This window comes from Paenibacillus silagei, from assembly GCF_017874735.1.
GTDB classification, from domain to species: domain Bacteria; phylum Bacillota; class Bacilli; order Paenibacillales; family Paenibacillaceae; genus Paenibacillus_AQ; species Paenibacillus_AQ silagei.
The window spans coordinates 57,273-80,616 of record NZ_JAGGLV010000017.1; the positions used below are offsets into that span (position 1 = coordinate 57,273).

14 protein-coding genes are annotated in these 23,344 nt (G+C 42.2%); 12 read left to right on the forward strand and 2 right to left on the reverse strand.

Annotated elements, in window-relative coordinates; translation table 11 throughout:
- Positions 1–2: 2 nt before the first annotated feature.
- From J2Z70_RS22485 to J2Z70_RS22515, 7 genes are all read left to right on the forward strand, one after another.
- Entirely contained in the window at positions 3–842 is an 840-nt protein-coding gene (locus J2Z70_RS22485) for a glycosyltransferase (RefSeq protein WP_209876913.1), read from the forward strand.
- A complete protein-coding gene (locus J2Z70_RS22490; RefSeq protein WP_209876914.1) occupies positions 835–1,566 on the forward strand; it encodes a glycosyltransferase family 32 protein in 732 nt (243 codons plus the stop codon). The genes J2Z70_RS22485 and J2Z70_RS22490 overlap by 8 nt, the downstream gene beginning before the upstream one ends.
- Before the next feature lie 1,168 nt (positions 1,567–2,734).
- A complete protein-coding gene (locus tag J2Z70_RS22495) occupies positions 2,735–3,631 on the forward strand; it encodes a glycosyltransferase family 2 protein (protein ID WP_209876915.1) in 897 nt (298 codons plus the stop codon).
- A 3-nt stretch (positions 3,632–3,634) separates the two neighbouring features.
- Complete coding sequence (locus tag J2Z70_RS22500; protein ID WP_209876916.1) at positions 3,635–4,591, forward strand: glycosyltransferase; 957 nt, start codon at positions 3,635–3,637, stop codon at positions 4,589–4,591.
- Positions 4,592–4,704: 113 nt separating this feature from the next.
- A complete protein-coding gene (locus J2Z70_RS22505) occupies positions 4,705–6,216 on the forward strand; it encodes a ParB N-terminal domain-containing protein (protein ID WP_209876917.1) in 1,512 nt (503 codons plus the stop codon).
- A 38-nt stretch (positions 6,217–6,254) separates the two neighbouring features.
- Positions 6,255–7,736, forward strand: a complete 1,482-nt coding sequence (locus J2Z70_RS22510) for a lipopolysaccharide biosynthesis protein (RefSeq protein ID WP_209876919.1) — start codon at positions 6,255–6,257, stop codon at positions 7,734–7,736.
- 257 nt (positions 7,737–7,993) lie between these two features.
- Positions 7,994–8,557: a YdcF family protein gene (locus J2Z70_RS22515; protein WP_209876920.1), complete on the forward strand. Its 564-nt coding sequence runs from the start codon at positions 7,994–7,996 to the stop codon at positions 8,555–8,557.
- Between the two features lie 222 nt (positions 8,558–8,779).
- Here J2Z70_RS22515 and J2Z70_RS22520 read toward each other — a convergent pair whose 3' ends face one another.
- Positions 8,780–9,475: a nuclear transport factor 2 family protein gene (locus J2Z70_RS22520; RefSeq protein WP_209876922.1), complete on the reverse strand. Its 696-nt coding sequence runs from the start codon at positions 9,473–9,475 to the stop codon at positions 8,780–8,782.
- Positions 9,476–9,649: 174 nt separating this feature from the next.
- Between J2Z70_RS22520 and J2Z70_RS22525 the strand changes: the two genes are divergently transcribed.
- The 5 genes from J2Z70_RS22525 to J2Z70_RS22545 all read left to right on the forward strand — a co-directional run bounded on the left by J2Z70_RS22525 (position 9,650) and on the right by J2Z70_RS22545 (position 20,047).
- Positions 9,650–10,576: a helix-turn-helix transcriptional regulator gene (locus J2Z70_RS22525; protein ID WP_209876924.1), complete on the forward strand. Its 927-nt coding sequence runs from the start codon at positions 9,650–9,652 to the stop codon at positions 10,574–10,576.
- Positions 10,577–10,741: 165 nt separating this feature from the next.
- A complete protein-coding gene (locus J2Z70_RS22530; protein ID WP_209877032.1) occupies positions 10,742–12,145 on the forward strand; it encodes a helix-turn-helix domain-containing protein in 1,404 nt (467 codons plus the stop codon).
- A 354-nt stretch (positions 12,146–12,499) separates the two neighbouring features.
- Entirely contained in the window at positions 12,500–12,652 is a 153-nt protein-coding gene (locus tag J2Z70_RS22535; protein WP_155991469.1) for a hypothetical protein, read from the forward strand.
- 77 nt (positions 12,653–12,729) lie between these two features.
- A complete protein-coding gene (locus J2Z70_RS22540; RefSeq protein WP_209876926.1) occupies positions 12,730–14,514 on the forward strand; it encodes an aminopeptidase P family protein in 1,785 nt (594 codons plus the stop codon).
- Positions 14,515–14,776: 262 nt separating this feature from the next.
- Entirely contained in the window at positions 14,777–20,047 is a 5,271-nt protein-coding gene (locus J2Z70_RS22545; RefSeq protein ID WP_209876928.1) for an S-layer homology domain-containing protein, read from the forward strand.
- Between the two features lie 95 nt (positions 20,048–20,142).
- On the opposite strand, the gene J2Z70_RS22550 is transcribed toward J2Z70_RS22545, so the two are convergent.
- Positions 20,143–23,313 (reverse strand): hybrid sensor histidine kinase/response regulator, encoded by a 3,171-nt coding sequence (locus J2Z70_RS22550; protein ID WP_245368451.1) that lies wholly within the window; start codon positions 23,311–23,313, stop codon positions 20,143–20,145.
- Positions 23,314–23,344: the final 31 nt, after the last annotated feature.

Here is a 23,344-nt window from a genome sequence, read left to right on the forward strand (position 1 = left end):
ATATGAATGGTGTAAATTATTCCGTTTTAATGTCCGTTTATCATAAAGAAAATCCTAATTATTTAAGAGAAAGTATATTAAGTATATTACAACAGAGTGTGCTGCCTAACGAGATTATTATGGTTAAAGATGGGGAATTAACTATTGAACTTGAAAAGGTTTTAGATGAGTTTGGTGAAATTGAAATCTTTAAGACTATTACTCTAAAACATAATGTTGGACTTGGAATAGCATTAAGTATTGGTTTAAAGGAATGCAAAAATGAATTAATAGCACGTATGGATACAGACGATATATCTGATCATAATAGATGTGAAAAGCAATTAAAAAAGTTTGTTGAGAACAGAAACTTAAGCGTTGTTGGAACAGCAGTTGCAGAATTTATTGATATTCCAAGTAATATAGTAGCATATAAAGAAGTTAAAATTGATAATAAAGAAATTAAAGATCAAATGAAATTTAGAAACCCAATAAACCATCCGAGTGTTATGTTTAGAAAAGCTGACGTATTGAAAGCTGGAGGTTATAAAGATTGGTGGCTAAACGAGGACTATTATCTTTGGATAAGAATGATGCAACAAGGATTCATTTTTCAAAATATTAATGAACCTTTGGTGAAAATGAGAATAACGAATGAAACATATACTCGAAGAAGTGGAGTGAAATATTTTATTACTCAAAAGCGTTTATTTAATTATATGTTAAAGAATGATTTGATAAATATATTCGAATATTTATATAACAATGTATTAAGATTAGTAACACGTATTTTGATTCCTAATAAAATAGTGAAAATACTATATTTAAAATTTTTAAGGAGTAAAGGAGTAAATCATGATTGAAAGAAAACTACACTATGTATGGATGGGAAAAGGGCAAAAATCAGAATTGATTATGAAATGTATAAAAAGTTGGGAGAAATATATGAGTGATTTTGAAATCATTGAATGGAATGAAGATAATTTCAACATAGAGATAAATCAATTTGTTAAAGAAGCATATGAGAATAAAAAATGGGCTTTTGTTTCTGATTATGTAAGATTACATGTCCTTTACAATCATGGAGGGATTTATTTAGATACAGATATGGAGATACTTAGACCACTTGATCGCTTTTTAGAGGTTAGTGCTTTTAGTGGGTTTGAAAGTGCCGAATATATTCCAACTGGTCTGATAGGGGCTGTCCAGGGTCATCCTTGGATTAAAGACCAATTAGAATATTATAATGATGCCTTATTTATTAATAGTAACAGAACTCTTAACCTGACACCTAATGTAGTTAATATTACAAATATGACCATTGAGGACTATGGGCTAGTTTTAAATAATAAATATCAAATACTGAAAAATGATTTGCATATATATCCAAAGGAATACTTTTGCCCAAGTGACTATGGTGATTCAAATAAACAAAAGGAAAAAAAAATTACAACCAACTCATACAGTATTCATCATTACAACGGCTCATGGTTATCTCCAAGTGGGAAGTTAAAAGTGAAAATTCGAAATTTGATTGGTAAATCAGAGATAAATAAGATCAAAACTATAATAAAAAGAGGAATGTAGTGTGCTGAATTATTTGATGCATGGACTTAATTCTTTTGCAATAGCATGGATAGGATTCGTTTTTTTAAGTTTATTTTTTTTTAGACTAAAAATAGAAAGAAATGTCCTTCGACTAACCATTTATATTACAGTTTTTTCTCTTTCCGTTTTTGCATATAATTATGAACCAACAGTATTTACTGATTTGTATAGGTATTACGAGATACTAAATATTATGCGTTATACTGGTTCTTCATTCTATAATTCCCAAGAATTGATTAACGTATTCTTGTTTAATTTAGTTGCAAAAACTCCATACAATCAACTCTTACCATTCACTGTGACTTTGATTCGTTATGGTTTGTTGTTTGGATTAATATATAAATTTATCAAATTATACAACATAGAGAATTATCTATTCCGATTCTTCATAGTATTTTACTTTGCGTTTATTCCATTAATTGAATCCATTTCTGGGGTGAGATATTATCTATCTATTACTATTTTTGGAGTTATTTTAATTAATGAATTTTATTTTAATAGAAAATCGCTGTACAAAATTTTATATGTCTTCCCGTTATTAATACATACCTCATCCGTTATGTTTCTGGCATTGAGATTACTAGTCATAGATAAGGTCTACCGAATTATTAGACCCTTTAGATTTATTATTATATTTTGGACATTCTTTTCTTTTGAAATTTCATTTTTTTTACAAAAAATTAATACGAGCTTTACATTGTCCGCAGCTAGAATGTTAACTTTTTATACTGAGGAAGACAGGACTATAAGCTTAAGATTAACTATAGCTAGATTTATAATGATTTCTGTGATATACGCTATGTTTTGTATAATAAAGAAAAAAGATAAAATAATTTACAGTAATAATTTTAAAAATTATGTTTTTTTGGAACTAGTATTACTATTTTCTTTTGGATCAGTTTTTCACGATGTGTTTTTTCAAAGAAATATATTTTTTATTGTTCTGATATGTATGCCTATGTTTTATGATTTTTTCAAAAGTGAGTTTATAGAATATAGATTAAAAAGAATATTTAAAGTTATTATTTTAGTATTATCGATTGGAATGTATTTAAATCAAATTTATGGAATCATTTCTGGATACTTTTAAAGTACATGATTTTTTCTGGTTTGATATTTTAAACTAGATATATGATATGAGGAGTAAATGATGATAGAAATCACAATTTTTACACCAACTTATAACAGAAAAAGTACATTGCGTAGATTATACCAGTCATTAACTATTCAAAGTTGTTATGATTTTGAATGGTTAGTTATAGATGATGGATCTACAGACGGAACATTTGAATATCTTGAAGAAATATCAAAAAAAGAGGAAAAATTCAATATACGTTATTATAGATTTTCTAATGGTGGAAAACATCGAGCTATTAATAAAGGATTGGATTTAGCTAAAGGGCAGTACTTCTTTATTGTAGATTCCGATGATTATTTAACTAATATCAGTATTCAAAGTATTAATACATGGATAGAATCTATTTCGGAAGAAAAAAAGAAATTTGCTGGTGTATCAGGTTTAAAAGGTTATACATCAAGCAAGATGGTAGGTAGAACTTTTAATGGGAATAATTTGAGTTGCACAGCTCTAGATACACAAAAATTTAATATTTCTGGAGATAAATCAGAAGTTTATAGAACAGAAATCATGAGGGAATATAGATTTCCTGAAATAGAAGGTGAGAAATTTATTACTGAAGCAGTTGTATGGAATAGAATTGCCAATGATGGTTTTTTAATAAAATACTTCAATGAAATAAATTATGTATGCGAGTATAGAGAGGATGGTTTAACCAAAAAAATTGATGAATTGTTCTGTAGTAATTTTAGAGGTTACACATTATATATAAAAGAGCTTATTGAATTCACTAAAATTCATAAGGTAAAGATACGTGCAATTATGGCATATGGATATCGTGGAAGACTAATTAAAATCCCTTATAAAGTTATGTCCGATAATATAAAAATCTCAACAGGAAGATTATTTGTCCTAACTAAAATTGGAGTGCTAATTAAATTATTAAGAGGTTTTGTAAAGAGGTGAAATATGAGTAATAAGCTTGTCGTATCAATTATTGTTCCTATTTATAATGTTGAACAATATCTAGTGCGTTGCCTAAAAAGTCTTGTAAATCAAACATACAAAAATATTGAAATTATTCTTGTTGACGATGGATCACCTGATAATTGTGGAGATATATGTGATGAATACTCTAAGCGAGATAATAGAGTGAAGGTAGTTCATAAGAAAAATGGCGGTCTATCTGATGCAAGGAACAGTGGGCTAAAAATTGCACAGGGTGAGTTTGTACTTTTTGTTGATAGTGATGATTTTATTGAACTTGATGCTGTAGAGAAGTTGCTTGCATATGCAAATGAAAACAGATTGGATGTTGTGTGTGGGAATGCTTATAGGATAAAAGATGCGAATTCTTCTAAGTATATAATGATAGGTGGTACATCTAACAATAAAGTAATGACAGGTGAACAATATCTTGTTGATTGTATAAAGTATAAAAAATTTTCTGTGGCAGTTTGGACTAGGATGTATCGAAGAGATTTGATACAAAATAATAATATATATTTCACAAGGGGCTTATTACATGAAGATGAAAACTGGACGCCAAAATTATTGTTAGCAGCGGAGAGAGTGGGCTATCTTAATTACTCATTTTATAATTATCTTATTCGTGATAACTCAATTACACAAACGGGGGATAAAAGAAAACATGTCGCTGATGTTATAAAAACGTGTGTAGAACTAGAACTCGAATACAATAAGCTTAATATTAATAGAGTAAATAAGAGAGTGCTAAAAGATTATTTAGTAAGATTGTATATTAATACGTGTACATTTGGCGAATACGATAAAAAGATTTATTCTTCTCAAATAGACAAAAAATTTCTAATAAGAAATTCTTATTTATTTAAAACGAAATTAGAGATAATTGTATTTATATTAAACATCTCGCTATATAGAAGTATAAAACTTAGATTTAGTTAGTAAGATTAAAAAACGATTAACTAAGTCTTGGGGAAAAATGAAGTGAATTAAATACTAGGAGGGAAACGAGGTATGATAACAGCAATTTTGTGTTTTTTCATTCTCGGAAAAAAATGAGGATCAATCATATTTTAACAGATTATTTTTGTGAAAGTCATAATATCGATTTAAATAAAGAATACGAAATTGAAGAAATAGATGCTTCTGATTTAATAGTTTCAGAAAGAATAGATTTAATTGCAAAAATAAAATATATAGAATTTAGAGAAAAAGGATATGATTTAACATACATAAAGAAACTTTATAGTGCTCATATAGAGGCTTTCTCAGATGGAACATATATAGAACCTGGAAACGAAGCTAAGAACTCAATTGAAGATTATCTGGATACATTTGATTCACTAATTGATGATATTAAGAAACAAGGTATTAATCCTGACAAATCTGTCATACCTGTGGGGAAGAATAATACAATTCTTGATGGAGCACATCGTATTGCAATTGCTGCTTACTTTAAGCAAAAGGTACCAGTAATTCGATTTAATGATTTATCAGTGAGTTATGGCACGTCATTTTTTGAAAACAGATTATTAGATAATGAGTATATTGATTATTTAGTTACTGAATATTGTAAAATCAAAAAAAATATATATTTTTCATGTATATGGCCAGTTGTGTATAATGAAATGGACAACAATGTAATCGAAGAGCTAATTGGAAAATATGCAACTTTGATTTATAAGAAAAAAGTTAAATTAAGTTATGAAGGTTTACAAAATTTTATGATTCAAATTTATTCGTCACAACAATGGACAGGGAATTTGAAAAATCGTTACTCAGGAATTCATAGTAAAGTTGAAGCTTGTTTTAATAAACATGGATATATATCAGTATATATTTTAGAATGTAAGGACGGATTAGAAAAGATACTTGAGTTAAAGTCAGATATCCGTAAAGTTTTTAATGTTGAGAATCATAGCATTCATATAACTGATAATGATTTTGAAACAGTTCAAATATGTAATCTTTTATTAAATGAAAATTCAATTGATTTTTTAAATAATGGAAATCCTCTTTGTTATTTGGAGTTTTGTAACAAAATTTCTTCATTTAAAGATACTATAATTAATTATAACTTGTCACTTGAAGAATTTTTAGTTGATTCAAGCGCTTCTTTAGCACTATATGGTTTAAGAGATGCAGCAGATATAGACTTTATGACAATTGCAAGCGAATTTAAACAAATTGAATCTAATGATATAAATAATCATCATAAATATATTAAATTATACGAAACGAGCATTGATGATCTTGTTTTGAATCCTAATAATTTTTTTTCTTACAATGATGTGAAATTTATTACATTAAAGAAGTTACGGGAATTTAAAAAAAACAGAGATGAAATAAAAGATAGAAATGATGTTAGATTAATTGATGTTGTATTGTCAGGAAAGAAACATAGAAAAATGAATTTTTATAAATTCAAACATTTGGTTGCGAAGAAACATAGAAACATCAAATCTTTTATCAAATTTAAAATAAAAAAAATATTGAAAGCAATTGGTTTATTTGAGCTCTTTAAAAAATTTTACCATTCTATAATGAATAGAGTTGGTAAATGGTGAGTACTACAACATCAAGAAGTGTTAACTCGATTAGGAATATGATTTTCGGAATTGGAAGTCAATTGATTATTTTGATTATGTCTTTTATAGGAAGAAGTGTGTTTATAAAGTTTCTTGGAGCTGAGTTTTTAGGAGTAAATGGGCTCTATAACAATATTCTTACAGTATTATCGTTGGCAGAGCTTGGAATAGGTAATGTTATGATATATAGTCTTTATAAACCACTCTCTAATAATGATAGATTCACTATTCGGGTATTGCTTAATTATTACAAAAAAATATATAGAATAGTTGCCCTGGCTGTTTTAATTATAGGGTTACTTTTGATTCCGTTTTTGAATATTATTGTTAACAGCGATATCTCGAATAGTAATCTCATCCTATACTATGTTTTATTCTTGATGAATTCTGTAGCTTCTTATTTCTCGGTTTACAAAGCAATTTTGATAAATGCTGATCAAAAGATATATATAGTTAAAGGTTTACAAACGGCAGTCATTATAGTAAAAGAAATTTTGCAAATTGTAATTTTGTTGTTTACTAAAAGTTACATACTTTACTTATTCATTATGATTGCTAGTACTATATTAAATAATATATTTATTAGTGTTAAAGCGAATAATTTATATCCTTTTATAAAAATAAAAGAAAAGATAAGACATGAGGAATTCGGTAAAAAAGAAATTAAGAATAATTTAAAATCGACGTTTCTTTATAAAATAGGTGTTGTGATTATGAACAACACTGACAACATTTTAATCTCAATTATCATTGGAACTGTTTATGTGGGATATTATTCAAACTACAGTTTGCTTGTTACAGCAATAACAACCTTTATTGGCGTATTGATTCAAGCATTATTCTCAAGTATTGGAAATTTTAACGCAGATGGTGAAATGCAAAAATCATATAAATTATTCAATGTTTTATTATTGGTTTTTCACTGGATAGCAGCCTGTTGCTCAATTTGTTTTCTTTTGGTTTTTAATGATTTTATAACAGTGTGGGTTGGAGATAATTATATATTAGGAACCAATGTCGTTATAGTGATTGTGATTAATTTCTATATTCAAAATATTATTAACCCGGTCTGGATGTATAGGGAGACAATGGGTTTATTTAACGAAATTAAATATATAATGCTAGTTGCATCCCTCTTGAACTTGGTTTTATCAGTTATACTTGGGGTATACTGGGGGCTGTCCGGTATATTGGTTTCGACAGCAATTAGTAGAATTTTTACTGTGGTATGGTATGAACCAAATGTTTTATTCAAATCCAAATTTGGTAGAAAGGTCAGTGATTATTGGATTAGACAAACAAAGTATTTCATTATTACTATAGTAACTTCTTTGTTATCACTCATTCTGTTAAAAGACATTCCTATATCACTACTGGGAATTTTATTGAAAATATTATGTGGATCTATATTTATGAGTTCAGCCTTTTTAATCGTGAACTATAAAAAAGAGGAGTTTTTGGTACTGAGAAAATATGTATCACTCTTTAAAAACAGATAAGGGATATATAATATTGTTACGAAATCAACCTAAAGGTTTTGAATAAGACAGACTTATCTCACTGTTTGTATCGCTTTATTCAGGTCTTTACCTAACTAGAGTTATTCCTTACGGAGGTATTGAATTTATAATGTACCAGAAACTTAAAATAGATGGAAAAATGACCGAAATTCTATATGACTAATGGGATAATAAGAAAAAATCAAAAAAAGATAAAAAAGAGAATAATACTGAGCCTGTCATTGCTTTTGTTACTTATGATCTTGTTTAGCACCGGTTCGTTTCTCACATTAACTGAAGGCACGAAGCAAGCAGACGTCATCATCATCCTTAGCGGTGGCGGAGGGCGGGTGGAGCAAGGGGTTAAGCTGTATAAAGAAGGCTATGCGCCGCAGCTCCTGCTCTCCAACTCCAAAGAAACTACCGGCCCCGCCGGTGACATGCGAGAAACCGCTCTCTCCTTGGGCATCCCGGAATCCGCTATTCTGACAGAAGATGCTGCCGAGAGCACCTACCAGAACGCGCAGCTTACGCTCCCGATCATGCAGGAGAAGGGTTTTAAGTCGGCGATTGTGGTGTCGTCGGATTTTCATATGCGGCGGGTGGAGTTTATATTTGATCATGTGTATAAGAAGTCGGGGATTGAGCTGACTTATATCGGGGCGGACTCGGGTTATAACGCGAAGGCGTGGTGGAGTGACCGGTATAGCCGGGAGACGACTTTTAACGAATATATTAAGATGATTGGCAATGCCTTCGGCTATAATGGCCCGGAAGCGAAGGGTTCGCTGGAGCAGATTAAGCGCTGGTTCCGCAGGTAACGGGAGGACCAGGACAGGCAGTTGGGAAAGCGTGGGAAACAGCGGGGGCGGAGGCAGCGGCTTCGCAAATGTGATATCGGGACGACAGAGACCTTATGAGACTACTGTGTGTACGTAAATTCATTTGGAATGTCAAGTTACTATGCAAAAAAGAGCAGGTTATCTTTTCGATAACCTGCTCTTTTTCTTGATTTACCTTAATTAAATTCTCCACCATCATCTTTATACACCTGACACTACGATATTCAAGGCTTTGATTTTCCCGTTATTAAGCGTGAAGCGGAAATCCAGTGGAATTGGACTGCCTTTGAAATTACCTGAAATGGTGGCGGTGACAACCGTTTCGTCATTTTTCTCCGCACAATTGGTGATTTCAGTCCAACCCGCAGCGTCTCTGTTTGCCTTCACAATGAACTTGCTGATAACTTCGGGACCATGAAATTCTTCTCCATTGTCAACTAATATGGCATCCTCTGCAAAGCAGTTAGCGAGAAGGTCACCGTCAAAGATATCTGAGGCATGATAATAGGCTGCAATAGGCTGCGGCAAAGGAATTGCCCTACTGTTAGAGGAAAGAACATTGTGCAGGCGTGTAATTTTATCCCCTTCCACAGTAAAATGAAAATCAAGATAGAGGGGGTCCGGTAGTCCGGTTTTGTCGTAATTTCCGTCTGATTTTGCGGTAACAACGATCTGCTTGGCATTCTGAACGACATTTATGATTTCTAGTCTTAAGCCTACTTCGAAATAGTCGTGGTCGCTCCACTCTTTGATAGCGGTTTTCCCGTGATATTCTTTGCCGGCGTCAAAAACAACGGCATCCTCGGCAAAGATCGAAAGGAAGGCCGCGGGATCATCTGTATTTGTCGCATGAAAATGTTCCTCAACCGGTTGGGGTAATTGAATTTTGTTTATCATAATCATCATTCTCCTTTATAATGTGCGGACAACGCCGCAGTTGATTGTACACTTCTTAATATAAAGGACAAAACCTGACAACAGTCCGTCTGGTTTTGTGTTAATAAATATGTAAATATGACACACTGGTGTCGTGTTTAGAACGATATACTGTACTTGAATTGAGGTGCATTAATGCAGATCAGCAGACTTTTCGGCATTGTTTATTACTTACTTGAGAAAAAAGAAACTACGGGGAAAGAGCTTGCTGACCGTTTTGAAGTATCGGTTAGAACAATATATCGCGATATTGAGACATTAAGCAGCGCTGGCATACCTATCTATACGAATCAAGGCAGAGGCGGCGGAATCGTCATACTTGACAAATTTATACTCAATAAGTCATTACTTTCTGAAAAAGAACAGGATGAAATACTGCTCGCCTTGCAGAATCTATCAGCAGCGCGGTATCCGGAAATTGAGACTATTCTTTTACGATTAAGCAGCCTTTTCAAAAAGAGTGATGTTAATTGGATTGAATTGGACTTCTCACCCTGGGGAAGTAATGAACGAAACAAAGAAAATTTCCATACACTAAAAATGGCAATTATAAGCAAACATATTATTATATTCGAATATTTTAATACCTCAGGTGTGAAAAGCTTGCGCAGGGTTGAGCCAATTAAGTTGGTTTTTAAGGATAAGGCATGGTATTTGAAAGCGTATTGCTATGATAAAAGAACATACAGAACATTCAAAATATCCCGTATCGCTAATATTGAAATCACTGAAGAGGTTTTTGAGCAAGAGACATCAGTGGAATCTGCGGCTGAAGTGACAGATAATCAATTTCAGAAATTTATTGATATTCGGTTAAAAATCTCTTCGGCTGGAGCGTATAGAATATATGATGACTTTAGTGAAAAAGAAATAACAAAACATGAAGATGGATCTTTTACTGTTATCGCATCGATGCCCGAAGGAGATTGGCTTTCAAATTACTTTCTCTCTTATGGTCCGATTATTGAAGCGATGGAGCCTCAAAGTCTACGGGATGCTGTTATGAGCAAGATAGAGGTGATGATGGGGAATTTGAATCGAAAGGGTGGACTTACCTTATGAGACTACTAGAGTCTCTATTTTTTTGCCATCATGGCAAATGGGTTGCCTGTAGTTCACGGATTAGACTAATCTGCAGCAGTCTGCGTTATTGACCATTGGTATAATGTGACATATTATTACAACTATAAAAGAAATTATATTGGATTCCAGTTAGGTGGTGTTTGCGTGGTCCCTACTACTAGAACGATGATTCGCGATCAATTAGCGTTGTATTTGTCGCAGAAGGGAATGCCTATTAATCAATTCTCGGGACAATCCGGAATTAATTCAGGAACGCTCAGCAGGATACTCAGTGGTCACCAGCCCATTGCTATGAACCATCTGGAGCGAATCACCAAGGCGATGGATCTGCCGGAGGATCATTTTTATAGCTTATACGTGGATGAATGTTTCTATTTCTCGTCACCCACCTGGCGGCGTCTCCGGCCTTTTCTTGTGCGCTCCGCTGAGCTGGGCCGTCTGGATTGCGTTGAACAGGTGGTTCAGAATCTGCTGGAGAATCTGGTCTATGCCCCCATGCTGTTCGAAGTGGCTGAAGGACTGTTTCAAGAGGGGCTGTGGCAAGCTGCTGAATTGCTGTATAAGAATGTGAGTGTCAGTGAGAAGTATCAGAATTCCGAGAGACTCGCGTTATGCCAATACCGTCTGTTCCGTATCGCCATTGGTGATGACCAGGCGCGGAATTTACAGGCTGCGCATCTCTTCGAAGGTTACCTGGACCGGCTGGATGAAGCGGATCAATTGGACGGGTTGAATCATTTGGGTCATGTCTACGGTTCAATGAATCGGTGGCATAAGGTGGATGAACTCGCGAAGAAGATGCTGCAATTAGCGACTCTTCGTTATAATCTTCAGCGCCAGTCGGACCGCAGAGAGAGTAACGAGAAAAAAACCGAGGAACCTCTGTACTTCTATATTCTGTATGCTCAGCTTATCCGTTCAACTGTGTGTGAAGAATTAGGAGACTACAATTCGGCATTAGATTGGGTGTCCCTCTATATGGATGGAAGCTGGATACAGGAGGACAATGAAGAAGCGAAGCGGATTGTAGCTCAGTTCCAGGAGTGGGGTACCGCGAATAGACTGCTCTATCGGGTCATGGGAGGACAATATGAGGCGCTCTCTGACTATGTTGAATATATATCCGCTCGACCAGATGAGATATTTATAGCGTTATACAATATTATCTTGTCTGCTAACCGCTACGATTGGAATGTTGATTATATTCTGGAGCGTTTTGCTTCCTATATTCCTTACCGGACAAATCTTGCAGAGTATGGGATTAATCATAACCAACAAATCATAACCAACCAGTACTCGCGATTTCTTGCTGAAATGGCATTCTATTATTTACATAATAAGCGAAAAGAAGGGATTGTTTTCATTCTGCAAAGTTTGGAATCATCCGCTAGAATAAATAACGAGAGTAATATCCTCAAATGTGTCGATCTATTCGAGCAGCATCGGCATCTGGCAGATGAAGAAGAGAAAGAGCAATACAAACTTCTAATTAGAGAGGTGCAGGATTTACATGAAAAGAAAATTTATCAAGCTTCTAGCTTCCTGTAGTCTGGCTATTTTAATTATTATACCTGTTGGTACTACTGAGCCCGTAGCAAACAGCAGCACTCAAGCTCTAATTCAAACTATGGGTCACGGTTATGGCGGTTAATGCTTGCCGGGCAGCAATGATATGATATCAAGTAAGTACGCAGACCAAATAACGTTCCCGGTATATCGGGAGCGTTTTTGATTTGAAGCGAAGGGTTCGCTGGAGCAGATCATGCGCTGGTTCCGCAGATAAGGCGATTTTGGGAAATAGGCGGTAACCTTAAGGCTCTCCTTCCACAATGCGACAAACAAACCAGGTATCCCGGTCTATAATTAGGAGCAAATCTATTTATAGTCTGGGAGAAATGGACCATGCCTAATTATTATTTTAGGGAAGTGTGGACACCGTTACGCTTGTTCGGGATCAGATTCTACCGGGATGACCAGGACCGGCTGTGGGTGAAGAAGGGGAAGCAGCGGCGGAAGCTGGTACGGAAAGAGGATAATGAGACGATGGAGACCTGAGGGTCTTCATCTTTTTTTATAGGAAATGCAGGTGTATGATAATTCAGTAGACTAGATAAAGAGAAGGAGTTGCGGATATGTTGCCTAAGGAGAAAGTACATAAGCTAAGAGAATGGATGGCGGAGCGCGGGATAGCGGCCTGTGTGGTGTTAAGCGGGGATGCGCACATCAGTGAATATGAGGGGGAGCACTGGAAAAGCCGCCGCTGGATTACCGGGTTCACCGGTTCCGCCGGAACGGCTGTGATCACGCTAACGGATGCTGGCTTGTGGACGGATGGCAGGTACTACATTCAGGCGGAGCGGGAGCTGGAGGGCTCGGGCATCCGTCTGTTCCGTATGGCTGAACCGGGCGTCCCGCAATGGGATGAATGGCTGGCAGAGCAATTGCCGCAAGGCGCATGTATGGCGGTAGACGGCAGAACGCTGTCCGTATCCGCTATGAAGGGCTTGCAGGCCAAGCTCGCGGAGAAAGGGATTCAGGCGATTACAGACCTCGACCCGGTAGGGGCGATCTGGACGGACCGGCCGGCCATTCCGGCCGAGCCGCTAATGCTGCATGATGAACAGTATGCGGGACTCAGCCGGGTAGATAAGCTGGAGCAGGTCCGGCAGGCGATGAAGCGTAAGGGGGCTGATTATTATGTGCTGGCTGCGCTGGATGATCTCTGCTGGTTGTTCAACATCCGGGGACGGGATATTCCGTTCAATCCGTATGTGACTGCTTTTGCCGCAGTAGGGGTACATCATGCAATCTTGTTCGCCGGAGGACATAAGGCCACCCCGGAAGATAAGGAGACGCTGGCCCGGGATGGCGTGGAGATCAAGGAGTATGATGACATCCTGCCGTTCCTGCAGACGCTCCCGGAAGCGGCTTCCGTGCTATACGATCCGAATAAAACCGGATATAGCCTGGCGGCTGCCATCCCGGAATCCGCTTCTATTATGGAAGCGCCGGGTCTTGTGGTGGCCCTTAAGTCGATTAAGAACGAGGTGGAGATCCGTAATATCCGTGATGTCTATTTGAAGGATGCCGTTGCCCTTGTAGGATTGTTCAAATGGCTGCAGGAGACCGTCCCTGTGCGTCCGGTGACAGAGGTGGAAGCAGACCAGAAGGGGCTGGAGCTGCGCCGGCAGCAGCCGTTATTCGCTGAGCTGAGCTTTTCCAGTATCTCTGCCTACGGCGCGAATGCTGCGATGATGCACTACTCGCCGTCCGCCGACCATCTGGTGCTGTTGGAAGCTAAGGGATTGTATCTGCTCGACTCGGGTTCACACTTCCTGAACGGGACGACTGACATTACCCGCACGCTGGTGCTTGGCGCGCTGACGGATGAGGAGAAGAGAGATTTTACACTGGTGCTGAAGTCTGTGATTGCGCTCTCTACGGCCAAGTTCCTCTATGGCTCCACCGGATCTACGCTCGATATTCTCGCCCGCAAGCCGATGTGGGACCATGGCCTCGATTACAAGTGTGGAACCGGACATGGTGTGGGCTATTACTCCAATGTGCATGAAGAGCCGCAGCGGTTCAGCTTCAAGCCGAATGAGGTCCGCCTGGAGCCTGGGATGATTATTACGGTAGAGCCGGGAGTCTATAAGGAAGGCCGTCATGGTATCCGTACGGAGAACACGCTGCTGATTACGGAGGATGTGACTACGGAGTTCGGAAGATTCCTGAAATTTGAAGACCTCTGTTATTTACCGATAGACCTCCGGGCGATTGAGCCGTCTATGCTAAGCAGCGAGGAGCTGGAGTGGGTGAACCATTATCATGCTGAGGTGTACGATAAGCTGGCTCCGCTGCTGGATGAGGAGCACCGGCTGTGGCTGAAGCGGGAGACGGGGGCTTTGGTGTTGTGAGGAATAGTAGAATTGAAACGGCGGGGACCTTGGGGTCTTCGTCTTTTTTATATGTTTTTGGAATTTTTTTCAGACAAAATATGACAAAAACCCGGCGTAAAGTTAACTTTCCGGGACCCTGTTAAGGAAGTAATAGACATTTTCGCGAAAAAAATGTAACATCCTTGTTGTGAGTCTTCTGAATAGGATTAACTGGGGAGGGAGTAATAATCTAACTATAAGTTAAAATGTGTTGATTGAACTGGGGAGAAGGAGATGGAATATGTATTCGAAGAAATTAAGAACGGCAGTATCCATGGTTATGGTCGTATTATTATCGTTATTAAGTGTGCTTGAGGTATCAGCCGCCCCGTTCAGAGCAGGGGTAGTCTCTAACGACAGGCTCCCGGACGGGACACAAAGGATTACGGTCAATAGTGTAGTAGATGTGACTTATAGCGATCTTAAGGTTCTAAATGAGGTTAAGTTCGTACTTATGAAAGAAGATGCCCAGATAGCCAGTAAGGTGAAGGCGAGAAGTGAAGCCAAGCTGACTGTGCTGGATGCAGTGTATACTTCTATGGAGTACAATTATCTTTCTTTTGAAGGGCTGGCTGCCGGTGAGGAATATTCTCTCCATGCCGAATATACGGGCGAGCAGGGGCTGGTGGTGACACCCCCGCAGAGCATCCGGGTGCCTTCAGCTACGGGGATTGATATCTCTGTAGAACGTATGACTAAGGATTCCAATACATATGAAAGTGCTACACAATCGGAGATCCGCAGCGATGATAAGAATGTAAGGCTTACCATCCTGAATAATGGTGTTCCGCTTGTGAATGGATCTGTGGCGGTATGGATGAATTATCAGTCTTACAACTATACCACGGATGCGAACGGACAGATTCAGCTTAGGGATAATCATCAATTATCTATGAATAGTCCGGTAATGTTCGTATTGCTTAAGCAGGGAAGCGAACAGTATGAGGCTAAGCCTATCTATGTAACTGACCGGGAGCAAGCGGGTACATATATGGTGGCTGTCCGTTATCTGGATGCCAAGGGGAAGCTGTTCACCCAGCCGTTCCTGACCAACTCCGGACTCAGTGGAATGGTGAATCAGTTTGCGGTGCCGGGATATACGGTGCTGGTATTCAGAACGGGAGAGGTGCCTGGAGACTATAAAGCTTATATAGCCACTGAGGACCGTGAAGCTTACGTGTTCCAGATTCCTGCCTCTTCATTGTACGCAACGGAAGACGGGCTACACAAAGAAATCATCAAGGATGCCAGTGACTACAGCCGGATCAGCTTCCGTGCCTCCTTGGATGGTGAGCCTGTATATGTAGAGAACTATTCTCTCATTGATAATACCAGGTACAAGCAGATTGGCGATGCAAGAGGTGCTAAGCTCTTTTTCGGGCAAAGTATCTATCTTGAGAAGAATAAGGAATATGAATTCACTTCGCTTGCTAGAAATCGTGATACCGGCGTCAATATCTTATTCCGCAATAAAATCACGCCAACCGAAGCAAAACATGAAATATTCTATGATGGACATTCCCGGGATTTCAGCAAGCTGCAACTTCAGATACCGGCTATGGGGATGGGACGTGGTAAAATAAACATCTCTTATCTGAACGAAAGATATAACTATAACCAGATCAGTATGAATCTTGCTGTAGGCGATCATCTGTATGTACCTAAGGGTGAAGAAATTCACCGCTTGACGGCAAACACTACTTTTGGCGGTGCGGATTCTAACAGCAATCCGAATGAACTTGTATTGAGTTCATACTTCACTCCGTCAGATAATGAGTATACCATCCGTGGAGGCAGTACTTATAAGGCCGGAATCAGCTTCCGGGTTCCGGGTTCCAATTATTATGACGAGGCTGAACTCCGCAATCAGGTAGTTCTGGGCGAGAATGTAGATGTTCTGGTGAAGGTGACAGATGAGTACGAGAATCGTCTTGATCTCAGCAGTAATTATAAGCTGGTCATCACAGATGAGAGCGGTGCAGTGATCTCGGATGACTCTCTGTATTGGTCTACTGAGGAGCAGGAAGGCAATCCGCAGCGAATCAACATGCGGAATTGGAAGCCTGCCAAATCAGGCACGTATAAGGTTCAATTATTCCCAAATACCTGGATAAATAATGGTTATGTTCAGGGGGAGTTGCTGAGTGAGGCTGAGCTGAAGGTTCTGCCGAAGAACGAATTGGATATTGAGATTAGAGGCAATGACGGCAAGCTGGTGGATCTGGTAGACAAGCCATACCTGACCGTTGACCAGGCGCAGAAGGTAACGATTACTGTACGCCAGCATGATACGGGTGCCCAGGGGCAACCGGTGGCAGGAGTGCAGATCCGCCGTTATGAGGAGGTGCTTGGCACCACCGATGAGCAGGGAACGTTCACCATTCCGGCTGACAAGGCTTCTTATATAGGTGAGCTGTATTTTAAGAAGACTGATTATTTAGCTAAAAGTGTGTACGTAGCGATCATTGATCCGCAATCGCAGGCTGTCATCCGTGTACGGGGTCTCGATAAGGCGGAAGGCGGGAACTATGCGGGCGGGATTCCGCTCGATAATGCGAATATCCAGGCTATAGTGAAAAGAAGCGACGGAACTTCTGCTACCGCCTCTTCTTACATTCGCACTCCCGGATCACAGGGATTCCTGGTAGTAGATTCTCCTTCTGCCGTAGATGTTGATTTCATACGCTACAACAGAAGCCATAATGGAGTTGAGTCCAAATATGGTTACTACATGTATGGCTCCATTAACACAGAACCCGGCAAGGATTATTCGCTGGTGCTGGATGCAAGACAAGAGCTTCAGGAAGTCAGCAAGGTTCTATTAGATCAGCCGACAGATGAGTTGTATGTGGTGCGGCGGGACTTGGCAGGGGCGGATTATATCCCTTATGTTATCGACAGTAATCCTGCAGATGAGAATTATTTCTACGCAACTCAAGGAACCTATAGCATGCTGGCACATACCCGGTCGGACACTTTTGTATACCGTGATCAGGTGGTAATCGGTGCAGGAGACAATAGCTTGTCGATGGATGATAGTGCGTCCGCGCTGGCTACGCTGGTGGCGCCTGAATCGGGGACCATCTATGCGGTTAAATATACGACTGCGGGCCAATCGACACTCCAGGGCTATGCGTTCAATGCCAATCAGGTACAAGTTACCCCTGGCGATGTAGTAGTATCTGTAGACCAAATCAAGGGTGCCATCGAATACCAGTACGATATTCATTTCGCACCTGGAACGCTGCAAGCAGGCACACTAACCCAGATTGCGCCACCGGCCTTGAAAGGGCTGGATATTGTAGGGTTGCAGAATGGAAAATTAATCCGGCCCGCAGGTACGACCTTGCTTGAGATTGGACTGGTCGATACGGCAGGCAACTCCATCGGACAAATCAAGAAGCCGCAAATTCTGGTTGCCAATGGCGGATCAAGCAGAGGCAGCAAGAGTCTGTCCCCGGACAAGGCTACCTATGAGCTTCAGGACGAAGCGGGGAAAGTGCTCTCTACAGAGACGATACAAGGCTACCCGCTAATGGCGGTCTCTTATAATTATGCAGATAACAAATTTTTGACGGACGGTACTTATGTGATCAAAGCTTCGATGACTATTGATGGACAGACCTATACCCTGGACAAAAAAGTAATCCTGGAGTCGTCTGGAGGTACTGTGGTTAATCCGGCCCCGAACCCGCCGGGAAGCGATAATGGTGGTAGCGGCGGCAACACCGGTACGAATCCAAATCCTGCACCGGCACCAGGAGGAAGCGGGCCGGGAGCACCTGGACCAGCAGCAACACCGGCTGCTCCGGCTCCGGCTGCGGCAACAGGGAATGACGCGAATGTTCAGCAGCAGAATGACAAGCTGCAGGACTTGCTGAAGAATACTTCCGGCTCTGCGGCAGAGAAGGCTTCGGCGGCCCAGAATGCGCTGTCCAGCATTGCCGAGTCACTCAAATCGGCTAACACGCCTGCACAGGCTGAACAGAACGGTAAGAGTCTGTCTCTGGCCATGGATACAGCAGCACAGCTGCTGGGAACTATTCAGGATTCCGCAGAGAAACAGAAGATTGTGAGTTCAATTACTCAATTGATAGGAAGTGCGCCTTATTTACTGAACAAGCTGGATAGCTCCAGCAAGGCAGTAGAGGTTGCCCAGGCCCTTATTAATAATGCGGCTGCGGTGCTGAATAACGCGCAGGGCATCAAGGCTGAAGAGGTTCAGAAGCTGAAGGATGCTGTTATTCATTCCAGCCAGGCCGCGCTTAACAAGGCTGGCGAAGTTACAATTGCCAAAGAAAATGTAACTGTAGAAGGAAATGCCGTCTCTTCAAAGCTGGATTCGGGATTCATCAGCGCACAGATTGAAACGGCCAAGCAGGCATTAGCATCAGTCGCTGGAGAGCTGACAAGCAAGCTTGGGGCCGGAACAGCTGCTGACCTGAAGCTGAGCCTGACGGTGAAGGTACCTCCGGTGGATAAAGGGATTCATAAGCTCAACACCACGCTTCCCTCCGAGATTCTTACCCTGGTGCGGGAGAATGATATTGCCGGATTGAAGATTCAAATGGATCAGACGGCATTTACCATTGAGCCGGATACCTTCGGTAAGGTTGAGGCAGGCCAGAAGATTAATCTGGCAGCAGAAGTTGTACAGAATGCTGTGATTAACAAACCCCGTCAGGCAGAACCGCTGGCTAACATCCCAGTGATGGAATTCAGTGCTTCTGTTGGCGGCCAGCCGGTGAAGAGCTTCGCTAAGCCGATCGATGTGACCTTTGATGTGTCAGCCATTGATATTTCGAAATATTCGGAGGCGAATCTGGAGAATCTGACCGTGTACGTCCTGAATGAGGAGAGTCTTACCTGGGAAGCGGTTGGGGGTAAATATGATCCTGTTACTCAAACTGTAACTGCGCCGAGAGGACACTTCAGCAAGTACACTGTGATGCTTGGAGCTGCTGCATTCACAGATGTGCCTGCCAGTCACTGGGCAGTGAAAGAGATCAATTACCTGTTGACCAAGGGAATTCTTGACGAAGGCGGAGCATTTGCTCCATCTGACAAGATTACCCGCGAGCAGTTCGCGGCAATGATCGCCAGAGCTTACGGACTGAATGGTGAGGGAGTGGTCTTGCCGTTTAAGGATATCAAGACAACGAATCCTTATGCGGATGAGATTGCTGCGGCTTATGCAGCCGGGATCATTAACGGCAAATCACCGGCAGCTTTTGACCCTGAGGCAACCATCACCCGTGAGGAGATCGCAACGATGCTTGCACGGGCACTTACAACGTATAACGGCAAATCGGCTGTTGCCCAGCCGGAAGCATTGATTGCCTCCTTCACAGATGGAGCCAAAATATCGAAATGGGCGGCATCCAGTGTGGCATTGACCAAGAGTATGCATCTGTTCGAAGGCTTCGGGGATCAGAGCTTCCGTCCTGCCCAGACCGCCAGTAAAGCAGAGGCTGCGGCCTTGATCTACCGGTTATATCAGTTGAAATACTGAATGATATCTAAACTCAAAAAAGCAGCGGTTCTCCCGGTATTGGAGAATCGCTGCTTTGTGTTGTGGTCAAAAGTCTGAGCTGTATAACTACAGGATCACTCCCGCCTCCGCTCAGGAATCACAAAGGATACCGTAGTGCCAACTTCGGGCTGGCTGCGGATGACGAGGCCTTCGCCGTAGAGCTGAGTCAGGCGGCGATTGGTGTTCAGCAGGCCGATGCCGCGGTGGGCCCGGAAGGTGTCGTCGAGCAGACGGGCCACCTGTTCCCCGCTCATGCCCTTGCCGTTGTCCTCCACTTCGAAGGAGGTGTATCCCTTCTGGCGGTGAATGCGGATCTGGAGCTTGCCTCCGGCTTTGCGGCTTAGCAGGCCGTGTCTGACGGCGTTCTCCACCAGCGGCTGTAGGGTGAGCGGAGGAAGCAGCAGCTCGATGCCGGGATCAACCTCCCATTCGATCTGCAGACGTTCCTCGAAGCGGGCCTTCTCAATGAAGAGATAGGATTCTACCAGCTCCAGCTCATGGGATAATCCGACGAGCTGCTGCGAGTTCATATAATCGAAGCTGATGCGCAGGTAGGAGGAGAAGGCTTCTCCGAGATCGCGCATCTTCGGCTGGTCGAATTCACTCAGCGCCATCAGTGCGTTCAGCGTGTTGAACAGGAAGTGCGGCTGAATCTGTGCCTGCAGGTAAGCTGCCTCCATCCGCAGGCTCTGGTTGATGGACTGCTTCAGTCCGGTCAGCGAGCGTACCCGGTACTTCAGCTCCAGCGCGTCCACCGGCTTGGCGACATAATCGTTGGCCCCGGCCAAGAAGCCGGTATAGATGTCCGCCGGCTGGTTGCGGGCGGTGAGCAGCAGGATCGGCAGCTCCGAGAGGGAGAAGCGCTGCCGGACGATCCGTGTTAATTCATAGCCGGACATATACGGCATCATCACATCGGCGATCAGCAGATCCCACGGCTCGGTGCCAAGCAGCTCCAAGGCTTCCCCGGCGCTGGTGGCGGTGACCAATTGATAATGCTCTGCCGAGAGCATGCTGGAGAGCACCTTCAGATTGACCGGATCATCATCGACAGCCAGGATCAGAGACTTGGCCGACTGAGAGGCGTCCTGTATCTGCGGCGGAGCCGTTAACTCTATAGGGACTGTGAGATTGCGGATATCGGACTGTTGTAATAGCAGCCGGTTCTCCTCAAGCAGCAGTCCCTTCAGATCCGGGTTGTCCGGCTGCCTTGCGGCATCTGTATCCTGACCCGTCCTCTCCCGGGCCCCAGCAGAGGAGGCCAGCGGAAGAGTGAAGGTGAACACGGACCCTTTTCCCGGCTCAGAGTCTAGTGTAAGGTCTCCTCCGTGCAGCTCCGTCAGCTGCTTGCTGATGCTTAAGCCCAGACCGATGCCGCCTCCGTCAATGATGCCTTTGCTGCCCTGTTCATAGGGCGAGAAGATCCGCGCCTGCGTCTCCTTGTCGATCCCTGCCCCGGTATCGGCTACACTAATCCAAGCAAGCTTGCCGTCGTTAACGGCGGAGACGGTGACTGTTCCGGCCTGCGTGTATTTGATGGCATTGTGCAGCAGGTTATACAGAATCTGCACAATCCGCTTCTCATCACCCCAGACCGGGGGCAATGAAGCAGGCAGCTCATTACGCAGCTGCAGGCGTTTGCCCTCGATCATGAATTCGAACATCCCCAGTACGCCCGAGACCAGTGAACCCATGGCCAGAGGCTCACGCTGCAGCACAATCCGCTTCTCCTGCAGACGGGTCACATCGAGCAGATCGTTAAGCATCAGGGACATCCTGTGGCTGATCGTAATGAGCAGCTCCAGATCCTTAGAGCTCTGTTCGTCCAGCACCTGTTGTTCCTTGGAGGCTACAGTCTGGGCAATGCTGATAATGCCGTGCAGCGGTGTCCGCAGCTCATGGGAGGTATTCGCCAGGAATTCGTCCTTCTTCTGGTCGCTCTCCTTCAGTTGCTGGTTGAGCAGCCGGTTCTCCTCTGCATTGCGGAAGTACCGCTTGAACCAGTAGGAGGAGAAGCCAATAATTGCGGCAATGACATCTATAGGATAATATAGGATACTTCCCTTGGCATTGGATTCCATGGCCCCGCCAATGACGCTGGAGCCGATAGCGGCGGCAGCAAACAGCAGGAAGAAGGAATCCTGCTCCTGCCGCATCACCATCCGGCCAATAGAATAGATGACTCCGACTACCGGAAGCAGGTAGAGGACGGAGAAGAACAGTCTGGCATAGACCACGTAATGTGCCGGTAAGATCAGAACATAGGCGGTGTAGACCAGGAGACCCAGCAGATAGATTTTGAACAGACGGCCGGGGCGCTCGTAGGCAGAGAAGCTGCGCGTCAGCAGTAGCATGAACAGGGACAACGCAGGGTAGGCCAGCATTTTGAGCTTCAGTGCCCAGGTATAGTTAATGGGGAACCAGAGCAGGAGAATCGTATCGTTATCGGCTACAATGGTAGTTGCTACTGCCATCAGCAGGAGGAAGAAGAGCAGGAACGCCCGCTGCTTCCGGTTAAAAAAGAATAAAATCCCCGCATACAGCGCATGCAGCAGCATGATCATGAACGCTACCAGCTGGAAGCCGAGTGAATACATCCGCTCGCTATCCACCGCTGCTTGGGAGCCGAAACGGATCGACCTCACAATCCCGCCCTCCAGCGGATGGTCGTAGTTGGCTGCCCGGACGAGGAGAACAATCTCCTGTCTTCCCGGATTCTCGTAGGCTGCGGTGTAAGAGACCGCCTTAGGGATATAGTCCCCGCTATCCGTGGACAGCTTCCCGAAGCTGGTCTCTCTCTGCTCGTTAATATCGATGCTGGAGGTGGCCTGAATCCGCTGAATCCAGAAGCCGTAAGGCTCGGTCTGTGACGGATCTATAAGGATACGCAGCTTGTATGTACCATAGCCCAGAGAGGATTGCTCCCCTTCCGGGAAGCCGCTGCTCCAATCACCGGGAACCTGGACAACATGCGGTGTGGCCGCAGCAAGTGCGGCGGAATCCTCATAGCCCAGTAGCTGGCCGGGATAGAACTCCCATTCTCCATCCAGCTGGATGGACGGGGAATTCACGAAGTCCCAGCCCCGCATATCCAGCACACCTTGCTGTGCCTCGGGATGCTCAGACGCCGTATTGGCATTGAACCACAGATAGCGCAGACTGATCAGAATGGTTAGGTAGAGAAGCAGCAATAGAGCATGCTTAGGGTTGAATCTGGCTCGCGCCTTCATTAGGTGTGTACTCATCGAGGTTATGTTCATCATACGGTTTCAATTC

Excerpts from the sequence above, each read along its gene's own strand:
- J2Z70_RS22485 (WP_209876913.1), top strand. The coding sequence starts at position 3 with ATGAATGGTGTAAATTATTCCGTTTTAATGTCCGTTTATCATAAAGAA.
- J2Z70_RS22490 (WP_209876914.1), top strand. The coding sequence starts at position 835 with ATGATTGAAAGAAAACTACACTATGTATGGATGGGAAAAGGGCAAAAA.
- J2Z70_RS22495 (WP_209876915.1), top strand. The coding sequence starts at position 2,735 with ATGATGATAGAAATCACAATTTTTACACCAACTTATAACAGAAAAAGT.
- J2Z70_RS22500 (WP_209876916.1), top strand. The coding sequence starts at position 3,635 with ATGAGTAATAAGCTTGTCGTATCAATTATTGTTCCTATTTATAATGTT.
- J2Z70_RS22505 (WP_209876917.1), top strand. The coding sequence starts at position 4,705 with ATGAGGATCAATCATATTTTAACAGATTATTTTTGTGAAAGTCATAAT.
- J2Z70_RS22510 (WP_209876919.1), top strand. The coding sequence starts at position 6,255 with ATGATTTTCGGAATTGGAAGTCAATTGATTATTTTGATTATGTCTTTT.
- J2Z70_RS22515 (WP_209876920.1), top strand. The coding sequence starts at position 7,994 with ATGATCTTGTTTAGCACCGGTTCGTTTCTCACATTAACTGAAGGCACG.
- J2Z70_RS22520 (WP_209876922.1), bottom strand. The coding sequence starts at position 9,475 with ATGATAAACAAAATTCAATTACCCCAACCGGTTGAGGAACATTTTCAT.
- J2Z70_RS22525 (WP_209876924.1), top strand. The coding sequence starts at position 9,650 with ATGCAGATCAGCAGACTTTTCGGCATTGTTTATTACTTACTTGAGAAA.
- J2Z70_RS22535 (WP_155991469.1), top strand. The coding sequence starts at position 12,500 with ATGCCTAATTATTATTTTAGGGAAGTGTGGACACCGTTACGCTTGTTC.
- J2Z70_RS22540 (WP_209876926.1), top strand. The coding sequence starts at position 12,730 with ATGTTGCCTAAGGAGAAAGTACATAAGCTAAGAGAATGGATGGCGGAG.
- J2Z70_RS22545 (WP_209876928.1), top strand. The coding sequence starts at position 14,777 with ATGTATTCGAAGAAATTAAGAACGGCAGTATCCATGGTTATGGTCGTA.
- J2Z70_RS22550 (WP_245368451.1), bottom strand. The coding sequence starts at position 23,313 with ATGAGTACACACCTAATGAAGGCGCGAGCCAGATTCAACCCTAAGCAT.